This is a genomic window from Klebsiella sp. MPUS7, from assembly GCF_009905335.1.
GTDB lineage: Bacteria > Pseudomonadota > Gammaproteobacteria > Enterobacterales > Enterobacteriaceae > Klebsiella > Klebsiella grimontii.
The window spans coordinates 1,733,103-1,753,342 of sequence record NZ_CP047604.1 but is presented as its reverse complement, the minus strand read 5'-3'; the positions used below and the strand labels follow the sequence as shown (position 1 = coordinate 1,753,342).

Here is a 20,240-nt window from a genome sequence, read left to right as displayed (position 1 = left end):
CAGGACGTGACTGTTTTCACAAAAGATGGGCGATATGTGAGAAGGATCGTCATGGTGAAAAAGGGGGCGTGAGCGCAGAAAAGAGAGTGACCGACCGGGTACATCCCGAGATGTTCTGCGCCCACGAAAGAGTCAGTTATTCGACCGCTTCCGCCGCTGCGGTGAGGTTTTCCAGCAGCTCAGGTAAAGCCTGATAGCGGCCAGCGGCGGCCTGGAAGCGCGCATGCTGGCTATCTTCGGCAATAATCACCGTGGCGATCCCTGCGGCCCGGGCCGCGCTAAAGCCGTTGAAACTATCTTCAATCACCAGGCACCGGCTGGCGTCGAGATTGAGCTTACGCAACGTCGTCAGATACACCGCCGGATGCGGCTTGCCCTGCGCTTCATCATCCGCGCTGGAGATAACGTCAAAATAGTGCCAGAGCGAGAGCTTGTTCAGCACCGCGGAGATAACCTGCCGGGATGAAGACGTGGCGAGCGCAATCTTATAGCCCGCGTGGCGAAAATAGCGTAACGCCTCATGCACTCCGCGCATCGCCTCGCCTTCGGCGGCGATCAGGCCGGTGATACGCTGCAGTATGGCCTCTTCAAGCCGCTGCGGGGCGAGGTCAAGCTGGCAATACTGACACCAGGTGCGGGCAATGTCGTCGAGGCGTTTACCTTTGGTCAGCCTTTCGCACTCCTCATCGCTCGCCGTTGCCCCCCAGCGGGCGAGGGCTTCGATTTGCGCCCGTCGCCACAGGGATTCGGAATCAATAATGACGCCATCCATGTCAAAAATTACTGCCTGAATACTCATCATCCACCTCGTTAAGGCTGGCATGCCGGGCATGCCAGCCGCATTACCTTAAGAGAACTCCACCTGCTCGCCGGCCGGCGCTTCCTTGCGGGTAAAACCCGGCTGCTCGACGCGAATAAACGCGCAGAGGAAAAAGGCCGTCACGTACAGCGCGGTATAGGCGATCACCACCCCGATAGTGCTGAAGAACGGCAGCAAAATCACCGCAATGGCCGGCGCGAGAAAGTTCGACATCCCCGCCGACAGGTTGTAAACCGAAATGGCCGCCCCTTTGTGCTTCGGCTCCAGCGCCGGGAAGACCGCCGCCAGCGGTACGAACGCGGCGACAAAGATCCCGAGGGCAATGGCCGGAATCATCGCCATCGCGAAGTTATGTCCGAAATGCTGCGGAATGTAGTAAAACGCCAGGCTGGAGAGCGCCATGCCGATGCAGCCAAACCAGCGCACCACCTTCATCCAGCCCAGTTTTTCCCCCAGAATGCCCCACAGCACGTTAGAGAAAATGGTGGTGAAGAAGAACACCGCCCACACCTGCAGCCACTCGGAGGTGGTAAAGCCCAGCTCATCGACAAACATCATCGGCATAATCACTGCAAAGCCGAACAGCGAGAGGGTATTGATAATCCGCACCATGCTCGACAGCAGAATATTGCGGTTGGTATAGAGCAGCGTCGCCGCGCGCCCCAGTTCGGAAAACTTCTCGCGGGTGGTCAGGTTCTGCATATGGCGCGGCGTTTGAATATGGCGCAGGGAAGCCAGCGCGATGATGCCGCCGGTGACGCAAAAAGCCAGCGCCAGCCATAGCGTCCCCAGCTCGCCGATATGCGGAATGGTAAAGCTCGGAATATAGCTGCCGAAAACGCCGATGCCGATCGAGTAAACCGCCCAGAACCAGCCGATCGCCGAGCTGGCGTTATCGCTTTTCACGTTGTGGATAATGGCCACGATAAACGAGTAGAGGAACAGCGGATACGCGAAGCCGCGAATACCGTAAAAAACGAGGATCAGCGCATAGTTCGCATGGCCGAGGCCGAAGACGAGAAACAGCACGTGGAACACGCACCACAGCACGAAGCCAATCATCATGGTTTTCAGCGGGGTAATAATTTCCGCCACCACGCCGGAGATCCACGCCGACAGCGCCGCGGCCAGGCCGTAGAGGGTAAAGGCAAATGAAGCCTGCGCCGGAGAGAAGCCGAGCTCTTTGATGTAATGCGAGAGAAATGCCAGTTCAAAACCGTCGCCGGTCATGAATACGGCAATGGCGATGTATCCCCAGAGCAGGTTCAGGGGTAAGCCGAGCCACTGTTTATTATTGATAGACATAATGACCTCGTTTTAGGGTACAGGAGGCCGTTCCGGTCAGTTCACCGGAACGGTTATCGTGATAAAAATTAGTGCTGCCGGTAGTTCAGATCATTTAAATACAAGGAGTTAAACTGCGCGTAGCGGCGCATCAGGGTCTGATGGCGTACCGGGTCAGCGCGCCAGGTCTGCCAGACCTCCGGTTTTTCACACACGGCGGCAAGCGGTTTGCCCGCCGCCAGGCAGGCCAGCCGCGCCGCGCCCAACGCGCCGCCGGTTTCTCCCCCTTTGTGGGTCACCACCGGCATATCGAGAATATCGGCCAACAGCTGCGCCCAGAACGGGCTGCGGGCGCCGCCGCCAACCAGTGAACATTGTTCGATCCGCGTCCCGCTCTCTTTCAGCACCCGCAGGCCGTCGTTGATGCCGAAGCTCACGCCTTCCAGCACCGCATAGCCGAGCTGGGCGCGCAGGCTGGAGTGGGTCATGCCCCAGAACATGCCGCGCGCGTCAGGATCGTTGTGCGGAGTACGTTCGCCGGAGAGATAGGGTAAGAAGAACGGCGCATGGGCCTTCTCCTCCTCGCTAAGTTGGGCAATCTCCTCCAGCAGCGCCACCTCCGTGGTGCCGGTCAGGCGGCAGAACCACTGCAAACAGCCGGCGGCGCTGAGCATGACGCTCATCTGATGCCACAGATTCGGCAGAACGTGACAAAAGGCGTGTACCGCCGACTGCGGCGCCGGACGATAGGCGTCGGTCACCACAAACAGCACCCCGGAGGTGCCAAGCGAAATAAACGCGTCTCCCGGCGAGACCGCGCCGACGCCGATGGCGCTGACCGCGTTATCGCCGCCGCCTCCGGCAACCGCTACCGAGGCGTTCAGCCCCCAGCGCTCGGCCACCTGCGGGTCAAGCGTGGCGGACACCTCGCAGCCTTCGACCAGGGTCGGCATCTGGCTGCGCGACAGGCCGCACTTATCCAGCAGAGAATCGGACCAGTCGCGCTTCGCCACGTCCAGCCACAGCGTCCCGGCGGCGTCAGACATATCGGAGACTTTCTTACCCGTCATCCGGTAGCGCAGATAGTCTTTCGGCAGCAGCACCGTGGCGGTGCGCTGAAAGTATTGCGGCTCGTGGCGGCGTACCCACAGCAGCTTCGGCGCGGTAAAGCCCGGCATCGCCAGGTTTCCCGCCACCTGATGCAGCTCCGGCGCCATCTCTTCCAGCTCCGCGCACTCCGCGGCGCAGCGGGTGTCGTTCCACAGAATGGCCGGGCGAATCACCTCCCCCTCGGCATCCAGCAGGACCGCGCCGTGCATCTGCCCGGAAAGGCCGATCGCTTTAATAGCCGGCCAGTGCTGGGCGCATTTTTCCCGCAGCGTGGCCATCAAATACTCCGTCGCCTCCCACCATGACTGCGGCGACTGTTCTGACCAGTGCGGATGGGGACGCTGAATACTCAGCGGCGCGCTATGGCTGGCGATAACCTCATTGTTCTCATCAATGACCAGCGCTTTGACTTCCGATGTGCCGAGATCGATACCCAGATACATAGCCACCTCTTATTTAATCAGCGTATAAACGGCGGCGATCTTCTCGCGCATCAGCGCCAGGAAATCGGCATTGTCGGCAAGCGTGCCAAACAGCGCTGTATTGCGGGCGTACAGGGCCACCGGATCCTGAGCTTCAAACATTTCATGTACCGCCTGAGCGTCGAGGATACCGTCCTGGTACTGATACGGCAGGGTTCCTTTATGCCACTGTTCCATAAAGACGAAGAACAGCGCGGGCAGCATGGCGGTCGCTTCCGGGCGGACGCCGCGCTGGTAGCACTCCTGGAGGGTTGGCGCGATCATCGCCGGAATTTTCGAGAAGCCATCGGCGGCGACGCGCTGGTTGGTGTCCTGGATATACGGGTTGGTAAAGCGCTTGAGCACCACGTCACGATAGGTCGGCAGGTCAATGCCGTTATCGCCGAGGCACGGAATCACATCCTCGGTGACGTAGCGGTCGGCAATGGCGTAGATGAAGTCGGTCAGCGTACTTTCATGAATATACTGCTGGCCGATTAACGTCCCCGCCCACGCGATGCAGCTATGCGAAGCGTTGAGAATGCGGATTTTCGCCTCTTCATAAGGGATCACCGACGCAACCATCTCCACGCCGACTGCTTCCAGCTTCGGGCGCTCATCGCGGAAGTTGTTTTCCACTACCCACTGGATAAAGGTCTCGCCCATCACCGGCGCTTTATCGTCAATACCGGTTTGCGCTTTGATGCGCGCGGGCAGGTCCGCCGCCGGACGCGGTGTAATGCGGTCGACCATGGTATTCGGACAGGTGGTGTTGACGGCCATCCAGTCAATCACCGCCTGCTTGCCGGTTAGCTGCAGAAACTCAACCATACCGTCGTGGAAGCGTTCGCCGTTATGGCGCACGTTATCGCAGTTCAGCAGGGTCAGCGGCCCGGCGTTGTCGGCCATGCGCTTTTCCAGAATCCGCGCGAGGGTGCCGTAAATGGTTTTGCACTCCCCTGCCAGATCGGCCTGCAAATCGGGATTGCTGGTTTCCAGCTGATGGCGGGTATTCAGGTAGTAGCCCCCCTCCGTCACGGTAAAGGCGATAACTTTGGTCTGCGGGTTTGCCCCTTCGTTAATCAGCGGCTGCAGCCCGGCCTGCCACGGCAGCAGTTTTTGAATGGAGGTGATTTCTTCATATTCGCGCTCCCCTTCCGGGCTGACGGTTTCCAGCACGTAACGCCCCCCCTGCGCCGCCAGCGCCTGGACCACCTGCTCGGCGTCGTTGCGGATATTCCCCGCCGCGATATGCCAGCGCTTATCTCCGGAAGCGATCAAACGATGCAGATACCACGCCTGGTGAGCGCGATGAAAAGAACCCAGACCAATGTGAAGCCATGTGAATTGATTGTTCATGTTCTGCTCTCCTTGAGTTGATGGGCTCACTGTAATTGATCATTTGACCGAAATAAGAGCCATGGATCACAAAAGAACAATTACCCAATAAAATTACAAATGACCAGAAAAGAGCAAAAGCTTGCCAGTTATCCCGACCACGGCCAGAATGCGGGTATTCGCCGGGTGAAATTATCGCCGCGGCCAGCAACTTAGGGCGGGAAACCATGAGCAAAGAAGACGATATCCGGCTGGATCAGAAGGTCCGCGCCGCGTGGATGTACTACATCGCCGGGCAGAATCAGAGCGAAATCGCCAGCCAGCTTGGCACCTCGAGGCCGGTGGTGCAGCGGCTGATCGCCGCCGCGAAAGAAGAAGGGATCGTGTCGATTAGCCTGCACCATCCGGTGGCTAACTGCCTCGATTACGCGCAGCTGCTGCAGGAGAAGTACCGGCTTATCGAGTGCAATATCGTGCCCGCCTTTAACGAAGAAAGCACCCTCGATAGCGTGTCGTTCGGCTGCTATCAGCTGATGGCCCGCTATCTGCAGGATGATAAAGAGAAAATCATCGGCCTGGGTTCCGGCCTGACCCTGAAAAAAGCGCTGCAGCGCATCGATTTCGATAGCCAGAATACCCGCTGCGTGGCGCTGATCAGCGCCATGGACGCCGACGGCCAGTGCAACTATTACGATGACGTCCCGCTGCTGCTGACCAGCAAAATTAAGGCCAAGTACTATCAGTGGCCCGCGCCGCGCTACGCGCAGACCCAGGAGGAGTACGACATGTGGTGCACCAGCCGGCTGTTTTGCAGCGTTTCCGCCGTCGCCCGCCGGGCGGACGTTATTTTTGTCGGCATTGGGCCATTAGGTACCCAAAGCCCGATTTTCAAAGACGGCTTTATCAATCAGGCGCAGATGGATGAGCTGACCGCCCGCGGCGGCATCGGCGAGATCATGGGGCGCTTTATCGATGCCGAAGGCGGCGTGGTTGACAGCGAAATCAACAGAATGATTACCAGCTATGACATTCGCCAGAACCAGTGTCCGCGTATCGCGGTGGCGTGCGGCGAGTACAAACGTCCGGCGATTCTGGCGGCGCTTAAAGGCGGCTGGATCAATGGCCTGGTGACCGATGAACATACCGCCCGCTGGCTGCTGACGCGCTAACGTCAACCGCCAGCAAGCGGCTCAGCGGCTGCTCATCAACAGCGGCGGGATTTCAATCCGCTGCTGGCTGGCATCGCCGGAATCGATAATCTGAAACACCGCTTCCAGCATCGCCGGCACGTCCTGCTGCACCATGTCGATATCGTGCCCCAGCAGATAGACAAACGGGTCCCAGTCAAAGCAGCCCATCGGCGGCTGCTCGCTGCCGGTCAATCCCGCCTGCGATAGCCAACGCACCACTCCTTCCAGCGATATCGTCGAGTTGACAAATATCCCCGGCAATGAGGTCTTCGCGGCGCCAAACCGCGCTTGTAGGCAGGCCTCGACTTTACCTTTCGAATAACCGGGCGCCAGGATGTTCTCCTGCGGCACGCTCAGCCCCTGCTCCCGGTGCGCATCGTGAAAGCCGCGTAAACGCTCGCTGGTATTATGGTCGCCGCTGCGTCCGCCGATAAAGGTCAGCGGCGCCAGCGTCCCACGACGCCCGGCGCTGTTGGCGAGGATCTTATGCGTCAGCGCCTTCGCGCCGCCGTAGTTATCCGAAATCACCGATGGCGCAAGAGAACCCGGCAGGTCGAGATTAACCACCGGAACCCCCGCCTGCTGGCATAAGGCGGTAATTTTATCCGGGTTGGTCGCCCCGGTCGCCACCACCCAGTCAACCTGCCAGGAGAGCATCGCTTTTACCGCTTCAATTTCCAGCTCCGGGCTACGGCGCGTACAGGTAATGATCGGCAGCAGGCCGCGCTCGCGGGCCATCTCCTCAAAACGCTCAGCGACTGAACCGAAATAGCGGTTATCGTATTTGGGGACAATCATGCCAATGACGTGCGATTTTTTACTGCGCAGCATGCTGGCCTGGCGGTTGATGGCATATCCCTGCTCTTCGGCAATCCGCGTGACCTTTTCGGCAAGCTTCGCGCTGATGCGGCGCTTTTTCCAGTTGCCGTTAAGAATGGCGCTGACCGCGCTCGCCGAAACGCCGGAGAGTTCCGCCAGGTCGTAAATCGTGATTTTCTTCATTTTTCCAACTTGCGTCACAAAATCATTTCGCTGTTAATTTCCCCACTTGCTCAATCGATGAAGCTGGAGCAACATGAGCTTCATCGATTGAGCTTGCATTTTACCCGCCGGAGCCTTCACGCATTGAGCGTTAATATTCCAGCGAACATCAAATAATGAGGCTCATATTCAATACCTTAACAAGTTTTCGCCCCTGGCGTCGAACGTGATGCCCTCGTGTTCGTTAGCGCCAACTGACTCTGTAAAGGATTATAAAATGAACCACTCTGTCTCCTCTATGAATACTTCCCTCAGCGGTAAAGTCGCCGCTATCACCGGCGCGGCATCCGGTATCGGCCTCGAATGCGCGAAAACCCTGCTCGGGGCTGGCGCTAAAGTGGTGCTTATCGACCGCGAAGGCGAGAAGCTCAACAAAATCGTCGCTGAACTAGGCGAAAACGCCTTCGCCCTGCAGGTTGACCTGATGCAGGCGGAACAGGTTGATAACCTGCTGCAGGGCATTTTACGCCTTGCCGGACGTCTCGATATTTTCCACGCCAACGCCGGAGCCTATATCGGCGGGCCGGTGGCTGAAGGCGACCCGGACGTATGGGACCGCGTGCTGCATCTCAACATCAACGCCGCCTTCCGCTGCGTGCGCAGCGTCCTGCCGCATCTTATCGCGCAAAAATCCGGCGACATTATCTTCACCAGCTCTATCGCGGGCGTGGTGCCGGTGATCTGGGAACCTATCTATACCGCGTCGAAATTTGCCGTCCAGGCGTTTGTGCATACCACCCGTCGCCAGGTTTCCCAGTACGGCGTGCGCGTCGGCGCCGTGCTGCCGGGTCCGGTGGTCACCGCCCTGCTGGACGACTGGCCAAAAGCAAAAATGGACGAAGCGCTGGCCAACGGCAGCCTGATGCAGCCGATTGAAGTGGCCGAGTCGATACTGTTTATGGTCACGCGCTCGAAAAACGTCACCGTACGCGACATCGTGATTCTGCCTAACAGCGTCGATCTCTGACCGTTCAACCAGCCTGTGTGAGAGGATTTTATGCAAAGCGATACGCAACATATTATTGGCGTCGATGTCGGTTCGGGCAGCGTTCGCGCTGGGGTGTTCAATCTGCGGGGCGACCTTGTCGCCCACGCGACCCGGGAAATTACCCTGTTTCGCAGTGCCGGAAATGTGGTGGAACAGTCGAGCCGCGAGATCTGGCAGGCGGTGTGCTACTGCATTAAAACGGCGGTGGCCAGCGCCGGGGTCGCTCCATCGTCAATTGCCGGTATCGGCTTCGATGCCACCTGCTCGCTGGTGGTGATCGGCGAAAACGACGCGCCGCTGGCGGTCGGGCCTTCGGAAGATGCGGACCGTAACATTATCGTCTGGATGGATCATCGCGCCACTGGCCAGGCGGAAAAAATTAACGCCACGGGCCACCCGGTGCTGCAGTACGTTGGCGGCAAAATCTCGCCGGAGATGGAAACGCCGAAAATTCTCTGGCTGAAGGAGAACCGCCCGCACATTTACCAGCAGGCGCGCCACTTTTTCGATCTGGCGGATTATCTGACCTGGCGCTCAAGCGGCGATTTAGCCCGCTCGGCGTGTACCGTGACCTGTAAATGGACCTACCTGGCGCATGAACAACGCTGGGACGCCGGGTACTTCCGCCAGATTGGCCTCGAAGAGCTGGCGGATGAAGATTTTGTCCGCATCGGCCAGCGGATTGTCGATCCGGGAACCCCCTGCGGCGACGGCCTCTGCGCCACGGCGGCAGAGGAGATGGGCCTGCCGGTCGGTACCCCGGTGGCGGTCGGTATGATCGACGCCCACGCGGGCGGCATCGGCACCGTCGGCGTGCTGAACGGCGCGGTCAACAATATGGCCTACGTCTTCGGCACCTCCTCCTGCACCATGACTTCCACTCAGGAAGCGGTGTTCGTGCCCGGCGTCTGGGGTCCTTACTATTCGGCGATGGTACCGGGATTGTGGCTGAGCGAAGGCGGACAGAGCGCGGCCGGGGCGGCCATCGACCAGTTGCTGAGCTTCCATCCGGCTGCGGCGGAGGCTCGCGACCGGGCGAAATCCGCAGGCCTCCCGCTGCCGGTCTGGCTGGCGGATCGCGTGCTGGCGCAGGTGGAAACTCCTTCTGCGGCGGTTAACCTCGCCGCCGGGCTGCACGTGGTGCCTGAATTTTTAGGTAATCGGGCGCCGCTGGCCGACCCGCATGCGAAAGCGATTATCGCCGGACTGGGGATGGAACGGGATTTGGACAACCTGATGGCGCTCTACGTCGCCGGGCTGTGCGGGATCGGTTACGGCCTGCGGCAGATTATTGACGCGCAGAAGACGTGCGGCATCCGCAGCGAGAATATCATCATTAGCGGCGGTGCCGGGCAGCATCCGCTGGTGCGCCAGCTATTAGCCGATGCCTGCGGCGTTACCGTAGTTAGCACCGCCAGCAGCGAGCCGGTGCTGTTAGGTTCGGCCATCCTCGGCGCGGTAGCAGGTAAAGTCGCCCCTTCACTGCCGGAAGCGATGAAGCAGTTTACGCGGGTGGATAAAACCTATCGCTGCGTTGCGCAGTATAGCGCCGAGCATCAGCGGCGCTATGAAGCGTATAAAACGCTACAGCACACGGCGCGGCTGATTCGCGAATAAGCGGGATCCCGGAGGCGGCGCTTGACGCGCCTGTCCGGGCTACCGGCCCGCAGACGGCGGTGAACCGGTCACCCTGCTCTGCATAGCTTCCCGGAGGCGGCGCTGACGCGCCTGTCCGGGCTCCGATCCTCAGACGGCGGTGAACCGGTAGCCCGGCCAAGCGCAGCGCCGCCGGGGAAGGCAGACGACGCGAGTGCTTAAGCGATAGTGACTTTGCCGTCCAGATAGACATCCTGCACGGCATTGATCAGCTTCACGCCGTCGGCCATCGATTTTTTAAACGCCTTACGTCCCAGGATCAGCCCCATGCCGCCCGCGCGCTTATTGATAACCGCCGTGCGCACCGCGTCGGAAAGATCGGTTTCGCCACCCGCCGCGCCGCCGGAGTTAATCAGCCCGGCGCGGCCCATATAGCAGTTCGCCAGTTGGTAACGCACCAGATCGATCGGATTATCGCTGGTGAGCTTGCTGTAAACCCGGTCATCGGTATAGCCGAAGTTCACCGCTTTATAGCCGCCGTTATTTTCCGCCATTTTCTGCTTCACGATATCCGCGCCGATGGTCGCCGCCAGGTGGTTGGCCTGGCCGGTTAAGTCAGCGGAAACATGGTAGTCGACGCCATCTTTCTTAAATGCCGAATTACGCAGATAGGCCCACAGCACGGTCACCAGGCCCAGCTCGTGCGCGCGTTCAAACGCAGCGGAGATTTCTTCGATTTGCCGACGAGACTGCTCGGAACCGAAATAGATCGTCGCCCCGACCGCCACGGCGCCCATATTGAATGCCTGCTCAACGCTGGCGTACAGCGTCTGATCGTATTCGGTCGGGTAGCTCAGCGTCTCGTTATGGTTCAGTTTGACCAGGAAGGGGATGCGGTGCGCATAGCGGCGCGACACCGAGGCCAGCACGCCATAGGTGGAGGCCACGCAGTTACAACCGGCCTCAATGGCCAGTTCGACGATATTTTTCGGATCAAAGTACAGCGGGTTGGCGGCAAAAGAGGCGCCAGCAGAATGCTCTACGCCCTGGTCGACCGGCAGGATCGACAGATACCCGGTTCCCGCCAGGCGGCCGGTGTTATACAGGGTTTGCATATTACGCAGCACCGCCGGCGGACGATTGTTATCCACCATCACCCGATCGACATAATCCGCCCCCGGTAAATAGAGCTGGTCGGCTGGAATCGTCATACAGCGGTGCTGTAAAAGCGTGTCGGCATCTTTGCCAAGCAACTGCGTAATATCAGTCATAGCTATCTCCCGTAAGTGCCGGTCGAAACCGGCATGCGTTTTCCCAACCCAATTATTTTGGGCAGGTTAAGCCTGGTACCGACTCAGCATATTTTCCAGCCGGGAGCCTATTTTTTCAGCATAGTCTGCTGACACGTTGTCTTGCCGGTTACCACCAGGCGTGGAAATGGTGGACCGGACCGATGCCGTGCCCCACTTCCAGCGAATCGGCCTGCGCCAGCGCCGCAGAGAGCCAGCCCTTGGCTTCCTCCACGGTTCGCCCCCAATCATCGTAACGCGGACGCAGCGCCGCCAGCGCCGCCGACAGCGTACAGCCGGTACCGTGGGTGTTTTTGGTCTGGACTCTCGGCGCGGTAAAGCGCTGCTCCCCGTCGCGGGTAAAGAGCCAGTCAGGGCTTTCCGCATCATCAAGATGGCCGCCCTTCATTAATACCGCTCCGCAGCCCATTCCCAGCAGCGCTCTGCCCTGCTCCAGCATCTCCTTTTCCGTTCGGGCATGTGGCGCATCCAGCAGCGCCGCCGCCTCCGGCAGGTTCGGGGTGATCAGCGACACCTGCGGCAGCAGGCGCTGGCGCAGCGTCTCCACCGCCGAGGCTGAGAGCAGCGGATCGCCGCTTTTTGCCAGCATGACGGTATCCAGCACCACGTTGGTTATCCGGTAGCGCGCCAGCCGTTCCGCCACCGCCTCGACGATATCGGTTTCCGCCAGCATCCCGATTTTGGTGGTATCGATGCGCACATCGCTGAAGACCGAATCGAGCTGCGCGGCGACAAAATCAGGCTCTATACGGTACACCGACTGGACGCCGCGGGTGTTTTGCGCCACCAGCGCGGTGATGACCGAGCAGCCGTAAGCGCCCAGCGCCGAGAAGGTTTTGAGATCCGCCTGGATCCCAGCGCCGCCGCTCGGGTCGGTGCCGGCGATGGTTAACGCGTTAATTCGTTTCACAGGTCACCTCCCGCGTAGAGCGCATCGAGAAAGGCGGGAGTAAAGCTGCCGGGGCCGCCTTGCCGCGCCGCTTTTCCCCCCGCCAGCTTCATCAGACCGCAGGCCGCGGCCACGTTCTCCAGCCGATCGCCGGGCATCGCCGCAGCGGCGGCAACCACCGCCGATAGCGCGCAGCCGGTGCCGACTACCCGGGTCATTAGCGGATCGCCGCCGGTGACCGCGCGCGTGCGCTGGCCATCGGTGATGTAATCGACCTCGCCGGTGACCGCGACCACGGTATTCAACTGGCGGGCCAGCGCCTGCGCCGCGGGCAGCGCTGCGGCGGCGGTATCGGTGGTATCGACACCGCGCCCGCCGCCGCTCATTCCGGCCAGGGCCATAATTTCCGAGGCATTACCGCGAACAGCGGCAGGCTGCAGCGCCAGCAGCTCCCGGCAAAATTCTGTCCGTAAGGTCAGCGCGCCGACCGCCACCGGGTCCAGCGCCCAGGGCTTGCCCGCCTGCGTTGCGCTATGCGCCGCCGCACGCATCGCCGCCGCGCGTTCGACGGTCAGCGTACCGACATTAATCAGCAGCGCATCGGCAATAGCGGCAAACTGGCTGGCTTCGTCCGGGTCGATAACCATCGCCGGGGATGCGCCAATCGCTAACAGGACGTTGGCGGTAAAGGTCTGCACCACGTCGTTCGTCATGCAGTGCACAAGAGGGGAATGACGGTGAAAAAGGTGCCGCAGATGGGCGATATGCGCGGGGTTCAGCAGGTCAGACATCGTTTGCTCCCGCCAGGCGATGAAGAAGCGACGACCCTGCGGTCTCTGACTTCCCTACGCTGGCATTATCCAGATCAGGTGGTACGGGTTTTTCTCAGCCTTCACAAAGAAGGGCACCCCGAGTCATTGAGAGATAAAAACGTTCTCAGCGGGCAGGTTACGGTAAGTCGCGGGACAACGCAAGCTGGCCTGGCGCGGTTAGAGGAGCGCACGCCGATCTGAATTTAACAATAAGAAATCAAATAATTAACAAAATAAACACTTTTTCAGATACGTGTTTATAGTTTAGGAGGCGTTACAGGATGTAACCCGGCGTCATATCGAAATTAACGAGTGAATCAGCGTAAACCCATGAGGATTCCGATGAAATTAACACCGATTATGATAAGTCTGGCTCTGGCAGGAATCATTTCGACCCTCCCCATGACCAGTTGGGCCGAAACGTCTCCCAAAGCAGCCGCCGCGGCAACCAAACAGGCAAACGACGCGCTGTACAAACAGCTTCCCTTCTCCGATAACACCGACTTTACCAACGCGCATAAAGGCTTTATCGCCGCGCTCCCTACGGAGGTGATTAAAGGCGAACAGGGCAACGTTATCTGGAACCCGCAGCAGTACAACTTTGTTAAAGAGGGTGAAAAGGCGCCGGATACGGTCAACCCCAGCCTCTGGCGTCAATCCCAGTTGATCAATATTAGCGGCCTGTTTGAAGTGACCGAAGGCGTTTACCAGATCCGCAACCTCGATCTCTCCAACATGACCATTATCGAAGGCAAAGAAGGCATCACCGTTGTCGATCCGCTGGTATCGGCGGAGACCGCAAAGGTCGGAATGGATCTGTATTACAAAAATCGCGGCAATAAGCCGGTCGTTGCGGTGATCTACACCCACAGCCACGTCGATCATTACGGCGGCGTTCGCGGCGTGGTCGATGAAGCCGATGTGAAATCCGGTAAAGTCAAAATCTACGCGCCTTCCGGTTTTATGGAAGCCGCCGTTGCTGAAAACATTATGGCCGGGAACGTAATGAGCCGCCGCGCCAGCTATATGTACGGCAACCTGCTGAAACCGGATGCCACCGGCCAGGTTGGCGCAGGCCTCGGCACCACGACCTCCGCCGGCACCGTCACGTTGATTGCTCCCACCAATATCATCGAGAAAGATGGTCAGAAAGAGACCATCGACGGGCTGACCTACGATTTTATGCTGGCGCCGGGCTCAGAAGCACCGTCGGAAATGCTGTGGTATATCGAAGAGAAGAAGCTGATTGAATCCGCAGAAGACGTCACCCACACCCTGCATAACACCTACTCGCTGCGCGGAGCGAAAATTCGTGAACCGCTGCCGTGGTCGAAATATATCAACGCCGCCATCGTACGCTGGGGCGACAAGGCCGAAATCATTATGGCCCAGCACCACTGGCCGACCTGGGGCAATGAGAACGTGGTTAACCTGCTGAAGAGCCAGCGCGATCTGTATCGATACATCAATGACCAGACCCTGCGCATGGCCAACGAGGGCCTGACCCGCGATGAGATCGCCGCCAAATTCAAGCTGCCGGACAGCCTGGCCAACACCTGGGCCAACCGCGGCTACTACGGTTCCGTCAGCCATGACGTAAAAGCGACTTACGTCCTCTACCTCGGCTGGTTCGACGGCAACCCGGCTACGCTGGATGAACTGCCGCCGGAAGAAGCGGCGAAGAAATTCGTTGATTATATGGGCGGCGCCGACGCTATCCTCAAGAAAGCCAAAGAGGACTACAACCAGGGCAACTATCGCTGGGTAGCGCAGGTCGTGAGTAAAATTGTCTTCGCCGATCCTGGTAATCTGGAGGCGCGCAATCTGGAAGCCGATGCCCTGGAGCAGCTGGGCTATCAGGCGGAATCAGGACCGTGGCGTAATTTCTACCTGACCGGCGCTCAGGAGCTACGCAACGGCGTAGTGAAAGGCCCGACGCCGAACACCGCCAGCCCGGATACCGTACGGGCGATGACCCCGGAAATGTTCTTCGATTACCTTGCGGTGCATATTAATGGTGAGAAAGCCGGAACCGCCAAAGCGGTGTTCAATATCGACCTGGGTAACGATGGCGGTAAATATAAGCTGGAGCTGGAAAACGGCGTGCTCAACCACACCGCCGATGCCGAAGCCAAGGACGCGGATGCTACCATTGCGTTGGAACGCGCCACGCTGAACAAAATCATCCTGAAAGAGGAAACGCTAAAACAGGCGCAAGATAAGGGTGAAGTGAAAGTGACCGGCGATGGCGCGAAGCTGGATGAGATGCTGGGCTATATGGATAAATTTGAGTTCTGGTTCAATATCGTGACGCCGTAAATCAGCCCCCGCGGCGGCCAGCTGCGGGGGAACACTCTTTAGAACCATGTTCGGGAAACATTGACTGTGGTTTATCCCCGCTAGCGCGGGGAACACGCGGCTCCATGCAAAAAGTTTTGTGGGCTGTTCGGTTTATCCCCGCTAGCGCGGGGAACACTCATTATTGGAAAGGACGACTACCGGCCGCCCCGGTTTATCCCCGCTGGCGCGGGGAACACCCAAAGGAGCGGATGAAGAAGAAGCGCGCGCACGGTTTATCCCCGCTGGCGCGGGGAACACCAACTTTTTGAAGCCTGGGTAAGGGATATAACCGGTTTATCCCCGCTGGCGCGGGGAACACACACGCGAACGACTTCGCGGCGGCTGCGGATTTCGGTTTATCCCCGCTGGCGCGGGGAACACGGCGCGTGCAGCAGCAGATTTTTAAATGCTCCCGGTTTATCCCCGCTGGCGCGGGGAACACCCTTACGGTTCAGGTAGTATTGCTCAAAAGAACGGTTTATCCCCGCTGGCGCGGGGAACACGTATCGATCGCCTCCTGCTCAGATGGCGCTGTCGGTTTATCCCCGCTGGCGCGGGGAACACTCATTGGTCTGGCTGAGGACTCAAATATCGAGCGGTTTATCCCCGCTGGCGCGGGGAACACACTAACCATATCTTATTGTTTTATAATAAATTTATCCACCAAGAACAATCTACCGACATTTTTGCAACAAATTGATGTTTTTAAAGAGCCATAACTATTTGATTTTAAAAGGCACAAGAAACTATTCCGTTACCTCTCTCGCATTTCACCACAACAAGCTGAGAGAGCAACGGCCTCTACAGATTCACTTCCCGCAGCGAACTCAGTAATAATGTAAAACACGCTTCTATCAGCGGCGGCAGAGGCTGCGGCCCGCGCATCAGCGCCACGGTTCGCGTCAGCGCCGGCTGCTGAAGTTGCGCCACCTTTAACGCCGGATCCTGAAGGTGGGTGGTATAAAGCTCAGGCAGAATCGCCACCGCCAGCCGGGAACGCACCAGGCCGTAAAGCGTTTCAATATAGTCAACCTGATAACGCGTTTGCAGCGTGAGGCGATGGCTCTCCGCCAGCGCGCCGACCAGGCGCTGAATATTGCCCTTTGAGAACACCGCGATATCGCGCCCCGCGAGCAGCTTCCACGGCAGATGCGGCTGCCCGGCCAGCGGATCGTCGCAGTGCAGCACCGCCACAAACGGATCTTCGCGCAGAGGATAAACCTGCAGCTCAGGCGGTAACGAACGGTCTATTGCGCCTACGGCAAAATCTATCTTTCCCGACTGCAGCTCGCAAAACAGGGCGTCGTTAGTCTGATCGTGAAACTCCACTCTCAGGCGCGGAAACGCCTGAGCCAGCGTTTGCGGCAGCAGAGGAAATAGCAGCGAGCTCACCGAGGGCACCAGACCGATACGCACCGTACCGTCGCCGCCGGCCTCGACTATCTGCTGCATATCCTGAAACGCCAGCTGCGCCACGCTCAGCACCCGCCGGGCGTGGGGCAAAATCGCCGCCCCCAGTTCGGTTAAGGTGACCGCCGAGGCGGTGCGGTTGACCAGCTTACCACCCAGCACCGTCTCGATTTGCCGCAGCGCGCTGCTTAGCGCCGGCTGACTGATAGCCAACCGGTTAGCGGTGTCGGTGAAGTGACGCAGCTGGGCCAGGGTCACAAAGTACTGAATCTGCTTGAGAGAGAGCGCGGGCAGACGTTGCCAGGGTTCGGTCATCATGTTTTCGTCAACGGTGAGCATGCAGAATAACCCGAGGTTATCGGGCGATAAATTTATTCATCTGGGCAAACGTTTGCTCTGCCCCTAGAGTATCCCCATTATCCTTGTGCCGGAGTTGTTATGTCCAGCAGTGCTGAAACTCGCCGCCGCGCCGTGCAGGCCGCGCGCGGAGAATCCCCTTTCGATCTCTTATTAACCGACGCGCAGATTGTCGACATGGCCACCGGCGAAATTCGCGAGGCCGATGTCGGGATCGTCGGCGATAGGATCGCCAGCGTGCACCCGCGCGGCAGCCGCTCCGATGCCCGCGAACGCCGCTCGCTGGCGGGGTGTTTCCTGTCTCCGGGGCTGATGGATACCCACGTCCATCTTGAAAGCTCTCACCTGCCGCCTGAACGCTATGCCGAAATCGTCCTGGCTCAGGGCACGACGGCGGTATTCTGGGACCCGCACGAGCTGGCCAACGTGCTGGGCGTTGAGGGCGTGCGCTACGCCGTCGCCGCCAGCCGCCATCTGCCGCTACAGGTGATGGTCGCCGCCCCCTCCAGCGTGCCGTCCACGCCGGGGCTGGAGATGTCCGGTGCCGATTTCGCCGGCGCGGAAATGGCCACCATGCTGGCCTGGCCGGAAGTTTGCGGCGTCGCCGAAGTGATGGACATGCATGGCGTGCTGCACGGCAGCGAGAGGATGCAGGAGATTATCCAGGCCGGCCTGGACAGCGGCAAGCTGATTGAAGGCCACGCGCGCGGCCTGAGCGGCGCGGATCTGCAGGCCTATCTCGCCGCCGGGGTCACCTCCGATCACGAACTCACCTCGGCGGAAGATGCGCTGGAAAAACTGCGCGCCGGGCTGACGGTAGAGATCCGCGGTTCGCACCCTTACCTGCTGCCGGATATCGTTAACGCATTGAAATCGTTGCCGCATCTCTCCTCGCAAATCACCGTCTGCACCGACGATGTGCCGCCGGATATGCTGCTGGAAAAAGGCGGCATTATCGCCCTGCTCAACCTCCTGATTGAGCACGGATTGCCGGCAACAGACGTCCTGCGTTTCGCCACCTTAAACGCGGCGATCCGGCTGCAACGTAACGATCTGGGGCTGATTGCCGCCGGACGCCGTGCCGATCTGGTAGTTTTCGATTCATTAGAAAAGCTCGCCGCGCGGGAAGTTTACGTCGCCGGTAAGCTGATTGCCCGCGCGGGCGCCCTGCTGGAGCCGATTCCGTCGGCGAGCGGCGTGACCCCGCCGCGCGATACCCTACAGATGCCGCCGCTCAGCCCAGCCGATTTTATCCTTCGCGTCGGCGCTATTCGCCACGGCGTCGCCCGCCTGCGGCATATCCGCGGCGCACGCTTCACCCAGTGGGGAGAGGTTGAGGTACAGGTCCGCGATGGCAAAGTGCAAATCCCGGACGGATTTAGCCTGATTTGGGTTAAGCATCGCCACGGCCGCCACGAAGCAAAACCGCAAATTGCGCTATTAGAGGGCTGGGGCGAACTGCGCGGCGCTATCGCCACCAGCTACTCCCACGATTCCCACAACCTGGTGGTGCTCGGCCGCGATCCTGACGATATGGCGCTGGCGGCAAACCGGCTGATCGAATCCGGCGGCGGCATGGCGCTGTCGCAGCAGGGAAAAATCCTCGCCCACGTAGCGATGCCGATTGCCGGGATGCTCTCCGACTTACCCGCCACGGAGCTGGCGCGGCAGTTCCGCGAGCTTCGCGACCTGAGCGCGGAAATCGCCGACTGGGAGCCGCCCTACCGCGTATTTAAGGCGATTGAGGGTACCTGCCTGGCCTGTAATGCCGGTCCGCATTTGACGGATTTAGGTTTGACCGATGGCGGCACTCGCCAGATAGTCGAGCCGCTGATAGAGAGCCGGGAAATCCCGGAACGCCCAGAACACAACAATAATCATCAGGGAGCCTGAGCATGGCCGACAATACCCTTAACTCATCCGCGCAAGGTAGCTGGCTGGAGCGCCGTTTTGCCTTGTATTCCCGCGGCAGTACGCTGCGCACCGAATGCCTCGCGGGCATCACCGGCTTTCTCGCCGCCGCCTATCTGCTGGTGGTTATCCCCGGCCTGCTGGCGGTTGGCGGGATGGATAAAGGCGCGGCAACCACCGGCACGATCCTGGTGTTCGTCGGCGGTACGCTGCTGATGGCGTTTTATGCCAACCTGCCGTTTATCGTCGGGCCGGGCATCGGCGGCTCGGTGCTGGTCGGCGTCACGCTGGCGGGCAGCGAAGGCATTGGCTGGCAGGTCGGTCTCGGTATCGCCTGCTGGTCGGGGATTCTGTTTTTCCTGCTAACGAAGTTCGGCCTGCGTGAAGTGGTGACCCGTTCGGTGCCGCAGTCGATCAAGCTCGGCCTGACGGCGTCCATCGGGCTGTTCGTCGCGGTGCTGGGCTTCCGTAACGCCGGGCTGGTGCTGGCCAACGCCAAAACCAACGCCCTGATGCTCGGCGATTTTCTCTCGCCGGGGGCGCTGGTGGCGCTCTGCGGGCTGTTTCTGGCCATCGCCCTGCAGGCGAGAAAAATTCCTGGGTCGATTCTGTGGGCGATTCTCTTTGCCACCCTGGTCGGGATTCCGATGGGCGTTACCAGGCTGCCGGGCAGCTTTATCGATATGCCGCATTCGCTGACGCCGGTGCTGGGGCAAATCGATATGCTGGGCGCGCTGAATATCGCCTTCCTGCCGTTCCTGTTTGTGTTCTTCGCTTCAGAGTTCTTTTCCACCATGGGCACTACCCTGGCTGTGGGCGGCGAAGCGGGTCTGCTGGATGAAGAAGGCAATATGCCGCATATCAATCGCCCGTTTATGGTTGACTCGATCGCCGCGGCCGTTGGCCCCTGGCTGGGCATTCCGGCGGCGACCGCGCTGATTGAATCCTCGGCGGCCGCGGAAGCCGGCGGCAAAACCGGGTTAACCGCGCTATCGGCGGCGGTGATGTTCCTGCTGATGCTGCTGTTTACTCCGGTGGCGCTGATGATTCCGAAAGAGGCGACCGCGCCGGCGCTGATCCTGATCGGCCTGAATATGTTCAGCGGCCTGCGCAAAGTGGATCTGGCAAACTTCACCGACGGCCTGCCGGTGCTGATGATGGTGATGATTACGCTGATTGCCAATAGCTTCGGCACCGGAATTGCCGGCGGGCTGCTGTTTTATGTGGTGATCAAAACCATCGCCGGGAAGTGGCGAGAAATCCCGATTGGCCTGTGGATCCTGGCAATTCCGCTGGTGTACTACTTTGCCACGCTGGTGAAGCATTAAGGTTAGTGCCAATCGTGTTCCCGGAGGCGGCGCTGGCGCGCCTTGTCCGGGCTCC

General features: G+C 59.6%; 15 protein-coding genes, 1 CRISPR repeat array and 1 riboswitch. Of the genes, 6 read left to right on the top strand and 9 right to left on the bottom strand.

What is annotated here, in order from left to right; genetic code table 11:
- Nucleotides 1-136: 136 nt before the first annotated feature.
- The 4 genes from GUC22_RS08275 to dalD form a co-directional block, all read right to left on the bottom strand.
- The gene (locus GUC22_RS08275) at nt 137-799 is read right to left on the bottom strand and encodes an HAD family hydrolase (protein WP_024359171.1); all 663 of its coding nucleotides are present in this window, start codon (nt 797-799) and stop codon (nt 137-139) included.
- Nucleotides 800-847: 48 nt separating this feature from the next.
- Nucleotides 848-2,125: a D-arabinitol transporter gene (dalT, locus tag GUC22_RS08270; RefSeq protein WP_024359172.1), complete on the bottom strand. Its 1,278-nt coding sequence runs from the start codon at nt 2,123-2,125 to the stop codon at nt 848-850.
- A 68-nt stretch (nt 2,126-2,193) separates the two neighbouring features.
- Nucleotides 2,194-3,657 (bottom strand): xylulokinase, encoded by a 1,464-nt coding sequence (gene xylB / locus GUC22_RS08265; protein WP_024359173.1) that lies wholly within the window; start codon nt 3,655-3,657, stop codon nt 2,194-2,196.
- Nucleotides 3,658-3,666: 9 nt separating this feature from the next.
- A complete protein-coding gene (gene dalD / locus GUC22_RS08260; RefSeq protein ID WP_024359174.1) occupies nt 3,667-5,034 on the bottom strand; it encodes a D-arabinitol 4-dehydrogenase in 1,368 nt (455 codons plus the stop codon).
- A 206-nt stretch (nt 5,035-5,240) separates the two neighbouring features.
- Between dalD and GUC22_RS08255 the strand changes: the two genes are divergently transcribed.
- Nucleotides 5,241-6,182, top strand: a complete 942-nt coding sequence (locus GUC22_RS08255) for a sugar-binding transcriptional regulator (RefSeq protein WP_024359175.1) — start codon at nt 5,241-5,243, stop codon at nt 6,180-6,182.
- Nucleotides 6,183-6,203: 21 nt separating this feature from the next.
- Here the strand turns inward: GUC22_RS08255 and GUC22_RS08250 are convergent, their stop codons facing one another.
- Nucleotides 6,204-7,205, bottom strand: coding sequence for a substrate-binding domain-containing protein (locus GUC22_RS08250; protein WP_049130873.1), 1,002 nt, complete (start codon nt 7,203-7,205; stop codon nt 6,204-6,206).
- 256 nt (nt 7,206-7,461) lie between these two features.
- Here GUC22_RS08250 and GUC22_RS08245 point away from each other — a divergent pair, with 256 nt between their 5' ends.
- Together GUC22_RS08245 and GUC22_RS08240 are read left to right on the top strand one after the other, a co-directional pair.
- A complete protein-coding gene (locus GUC22_RS08245; protein ID WP_024359177.1) occupies nt 7,462-8,211 on the top strand; it encodes an SDR family oxidoreductase in 750 nt (249 codons plus the stop codon).
- A gap of 30 nt (nt 8,212-8,241) precedes the next feature.
- Nucleotides 8,242-9,849, top strand: a complete 1,608-nt coding sequence (locus tag GUC22_RS08240; RefSeq protein WP_160183467.1) for an FGGY-family carbohydrate kinase — start codon at nt 8,242-8,244, stop codon at nt 9,847-9,849.
- Nucleotides 9,850-10,046: 197 nt separating this feature from the next.
- Here the strand turns inward: GUC22_RS08240 and fbaB are convergent, their stop codons facing one another.
- The 3 genes from fbaB to thiM form a co-directional block, all read right to left on the bottom strand.
- Nucleotides 10,047-11,099: a class I fructose-bisphosphate aldolase gene (gene fbaB / locus GUC22_RS08235; protein WP_004103793.1), complete on the bottom strand. Its 1,053-nt coding sequence runs from the start codon at nt 11,097-11,099 to the stop codon at nt 10,047-10,049.
- Nucleotides 11,100-11,247: 148 nt separating this feature from the next.
- Nucleotides 11,248-12,048 (bottom strand): bifunctional hydroxymethylpyrimidine kinase/phosphomethylpyrimidine kinase, encoded by an 801-nt coding sequence (gene thiD / locus GUC22_RS08230; protein WP_004138624.1) that lies wholly within the window; start codon nt 12,046-12,048, stop codon nt 11,248-11,250.
- Nucleotides 12,045-12,818 (bottom strand): hydroxyethylthiazole kinase, encoded by a 774-nt coding sequence (thiM, locus tag GUC22_RS08225; RefSeq protein ID WP_004138623.1) that lies wholly within the window; start codon nt 12,816-12,818, stop codon nt 12,045-12,047. The genes thiD and thiM overlap by 4 nt, the downstream gene beginning before the upstream one ends.
- Nucleotides 12,819-12,852: 34 nt before the next feature.
- Nucleotides 12,853-12,949, bottom strand: a riboswitch (TPP riboswitch).
- 232 nt (nt 12,950-13,181) lie between these two features.
- On the opposite strand from thiM, the gene GUC22_RS08220 reads away from it, so the two are divergent.
- Nucleotides 13,182-15,158 carry an alkyl/aryl-sulfatase gene (locus tag GUC22_RS08220; RefSeq protein WP_024359179.1) on the top strand — a complete coding sequence of 659 codons (1,977 nt, stop codon included), beginning with the start codon at nt 13,182-13,184 and terminating at the stop codon, nt 15,156-15,158.
- Nucleotides 15,159-15,225: 67 nt separating this feature from the next.
- A CRISPR array of direct repeats spans nt 15,226-15,804; the repeat unit is 29 nt; unit sequence CGGTTTATCCCCGCTGGCGCGGGGAACAC.
- Between the two features lie 176 nt (nt 15,805-15,980).
- Here GUC22_RS08220 and GUC22_RS08215 read toward each other — a convergent pair.
- Nucleotides 15,981-16,907 carry a LysR family transcriptional regulator gene (locus GUC22_RS08215; RefSeq protein WP_171820856.1) on the bottom strand — a complete coding sequence of 309 codons (927 nt, stop codon included), beginning with the start codon at nt 16,905-16,907 and terminating at the stop codon, nt 15,981-15,983.
- 120 nt (nt 16,908-17,027) lie between these two features.
- On the opposite strand from GUC22_RS08215, the gene GUC22_RS08210 reads away from it, so the two are divergent.
- Entirely contained in the window at nt 17,028-18,839 is a 1,812-nt protein-coding gene (locus GUC22_RS08210) for an adenine deaminase (protein ID WP_024359181.1), read from the top strand.
- A 2-nt stretch (nt 18,840-18,841) separates the two neighbouring features.
- Nucleotides 18,842-20,185 carry an NCS2 family permease gene (locus GUC22_RS08205; protein WP_024359182.1) on the top strand — a complete coding sequence of 448 codons (1,344 nt, stop codon included), beginning with the start codon at nt 18,842-18,844 and terminating at the stop codon, nt 20,183-20,185.
- The last annotated feature ends 55 nt before the right edge of the window (nt 20,186-20,240 follow it).

Bases quoted from the DNA above. Each gene is read 5' to 3' on its own strand.
- GUC22_RS08275 (WP_024359171.1), bottom strand. From the start codon at position 799: ATGAGTATTCAGGCAGTAATTTTTGACATGGATGGCGTCATTATTGAT.
- dalT (WP_024359172.1), bottom strand. From the start codon at position 2,125: ATGTCTATCAATAATAAACAGTGGCTCGGCTTACCCCTGAACCTGCTC.
- xylB (WP_024359173.1), bottom strand. From the start codon at position 3,657: ATGTATCTGGGTATCGATCTCGGCACATCGGAAGTCAAAGCGCTGGTC.
- dalD (WP_024359174.1), bottom strand. From the start codon at position 5,034: ATGAACAATCAATTCACATGGCTTCACATTGGTCTGGGTTCTTTTCAT.
- GUC22_RS08255 (WP_024359175.1), top strand. From the start codon at position 5,241: ATGAGCAAAGAAGACGATATCCGGCTGGATCAGAAGGTCCGCGCCGCG.
- GUC22_RS08250 (WP_049130873.1), bottom strand. From the start codon at position 7,205: ATGAAGAAAATCACGATTTACGACCTGGCGGAACTCTCCGGCGTTTCG.
- GUC22_RS08245 (WP_024359177.1), top strand. From the start codon at position 7,462: ATGAACCACTCTGTCTCCTCTATGAATACTTCCCTCAGCGGTAAAGTC.
- GUC22_RS08240 (WP_160183467.1), top strand. From the start codon at position 8,242: ATGCAAAGCGATACGCAACATATTATTGGCGTCGATGTCGGTTCGGGC.
- fbaB (WP_004103793.1), bottom strand. From the start codon at position 11,099: ATGACTGATATTACGCAGTTGCTTGGCAAAGATGCCGACACGCTTTTA.
- thiM (WP_004138623.1), bottom strand. From the start codon at position 12,818: ATGTCTGACCTGCTGAACCCCGCGCATATCGCCCATCTGCGGCACCTT.
- GUC22_RS08220 (WP_024359179.1), top strand. From the start codon at position 13,182: ATGAAATTAACACCGATTATGATAAGTCTGGCTCTGGCAGGAATCATT.
- GUC22_RS08215 (WP_171820856.1), bottom strand. From the start codon at position 16,907: ATGATGACCGAACCCTGGCAACGTCTGCCCGCGCTCTCTCTCAAGCAG.
- GUC22_RS08210 (WP_024359181.1), top strand. From the start codon at position 17,028: ATGTCCAGCAGTGCTGAAACTCGCCGCCGCGCCGTGCAGGCCGCGCGC.
- GUC22_RS08205 (WP_024359182.1), top strand. From the start codon at position 18,842: ATGGCCGACAATACCCTTAACTCATCCGCGCAAGGTAGCTGGCTGGAG.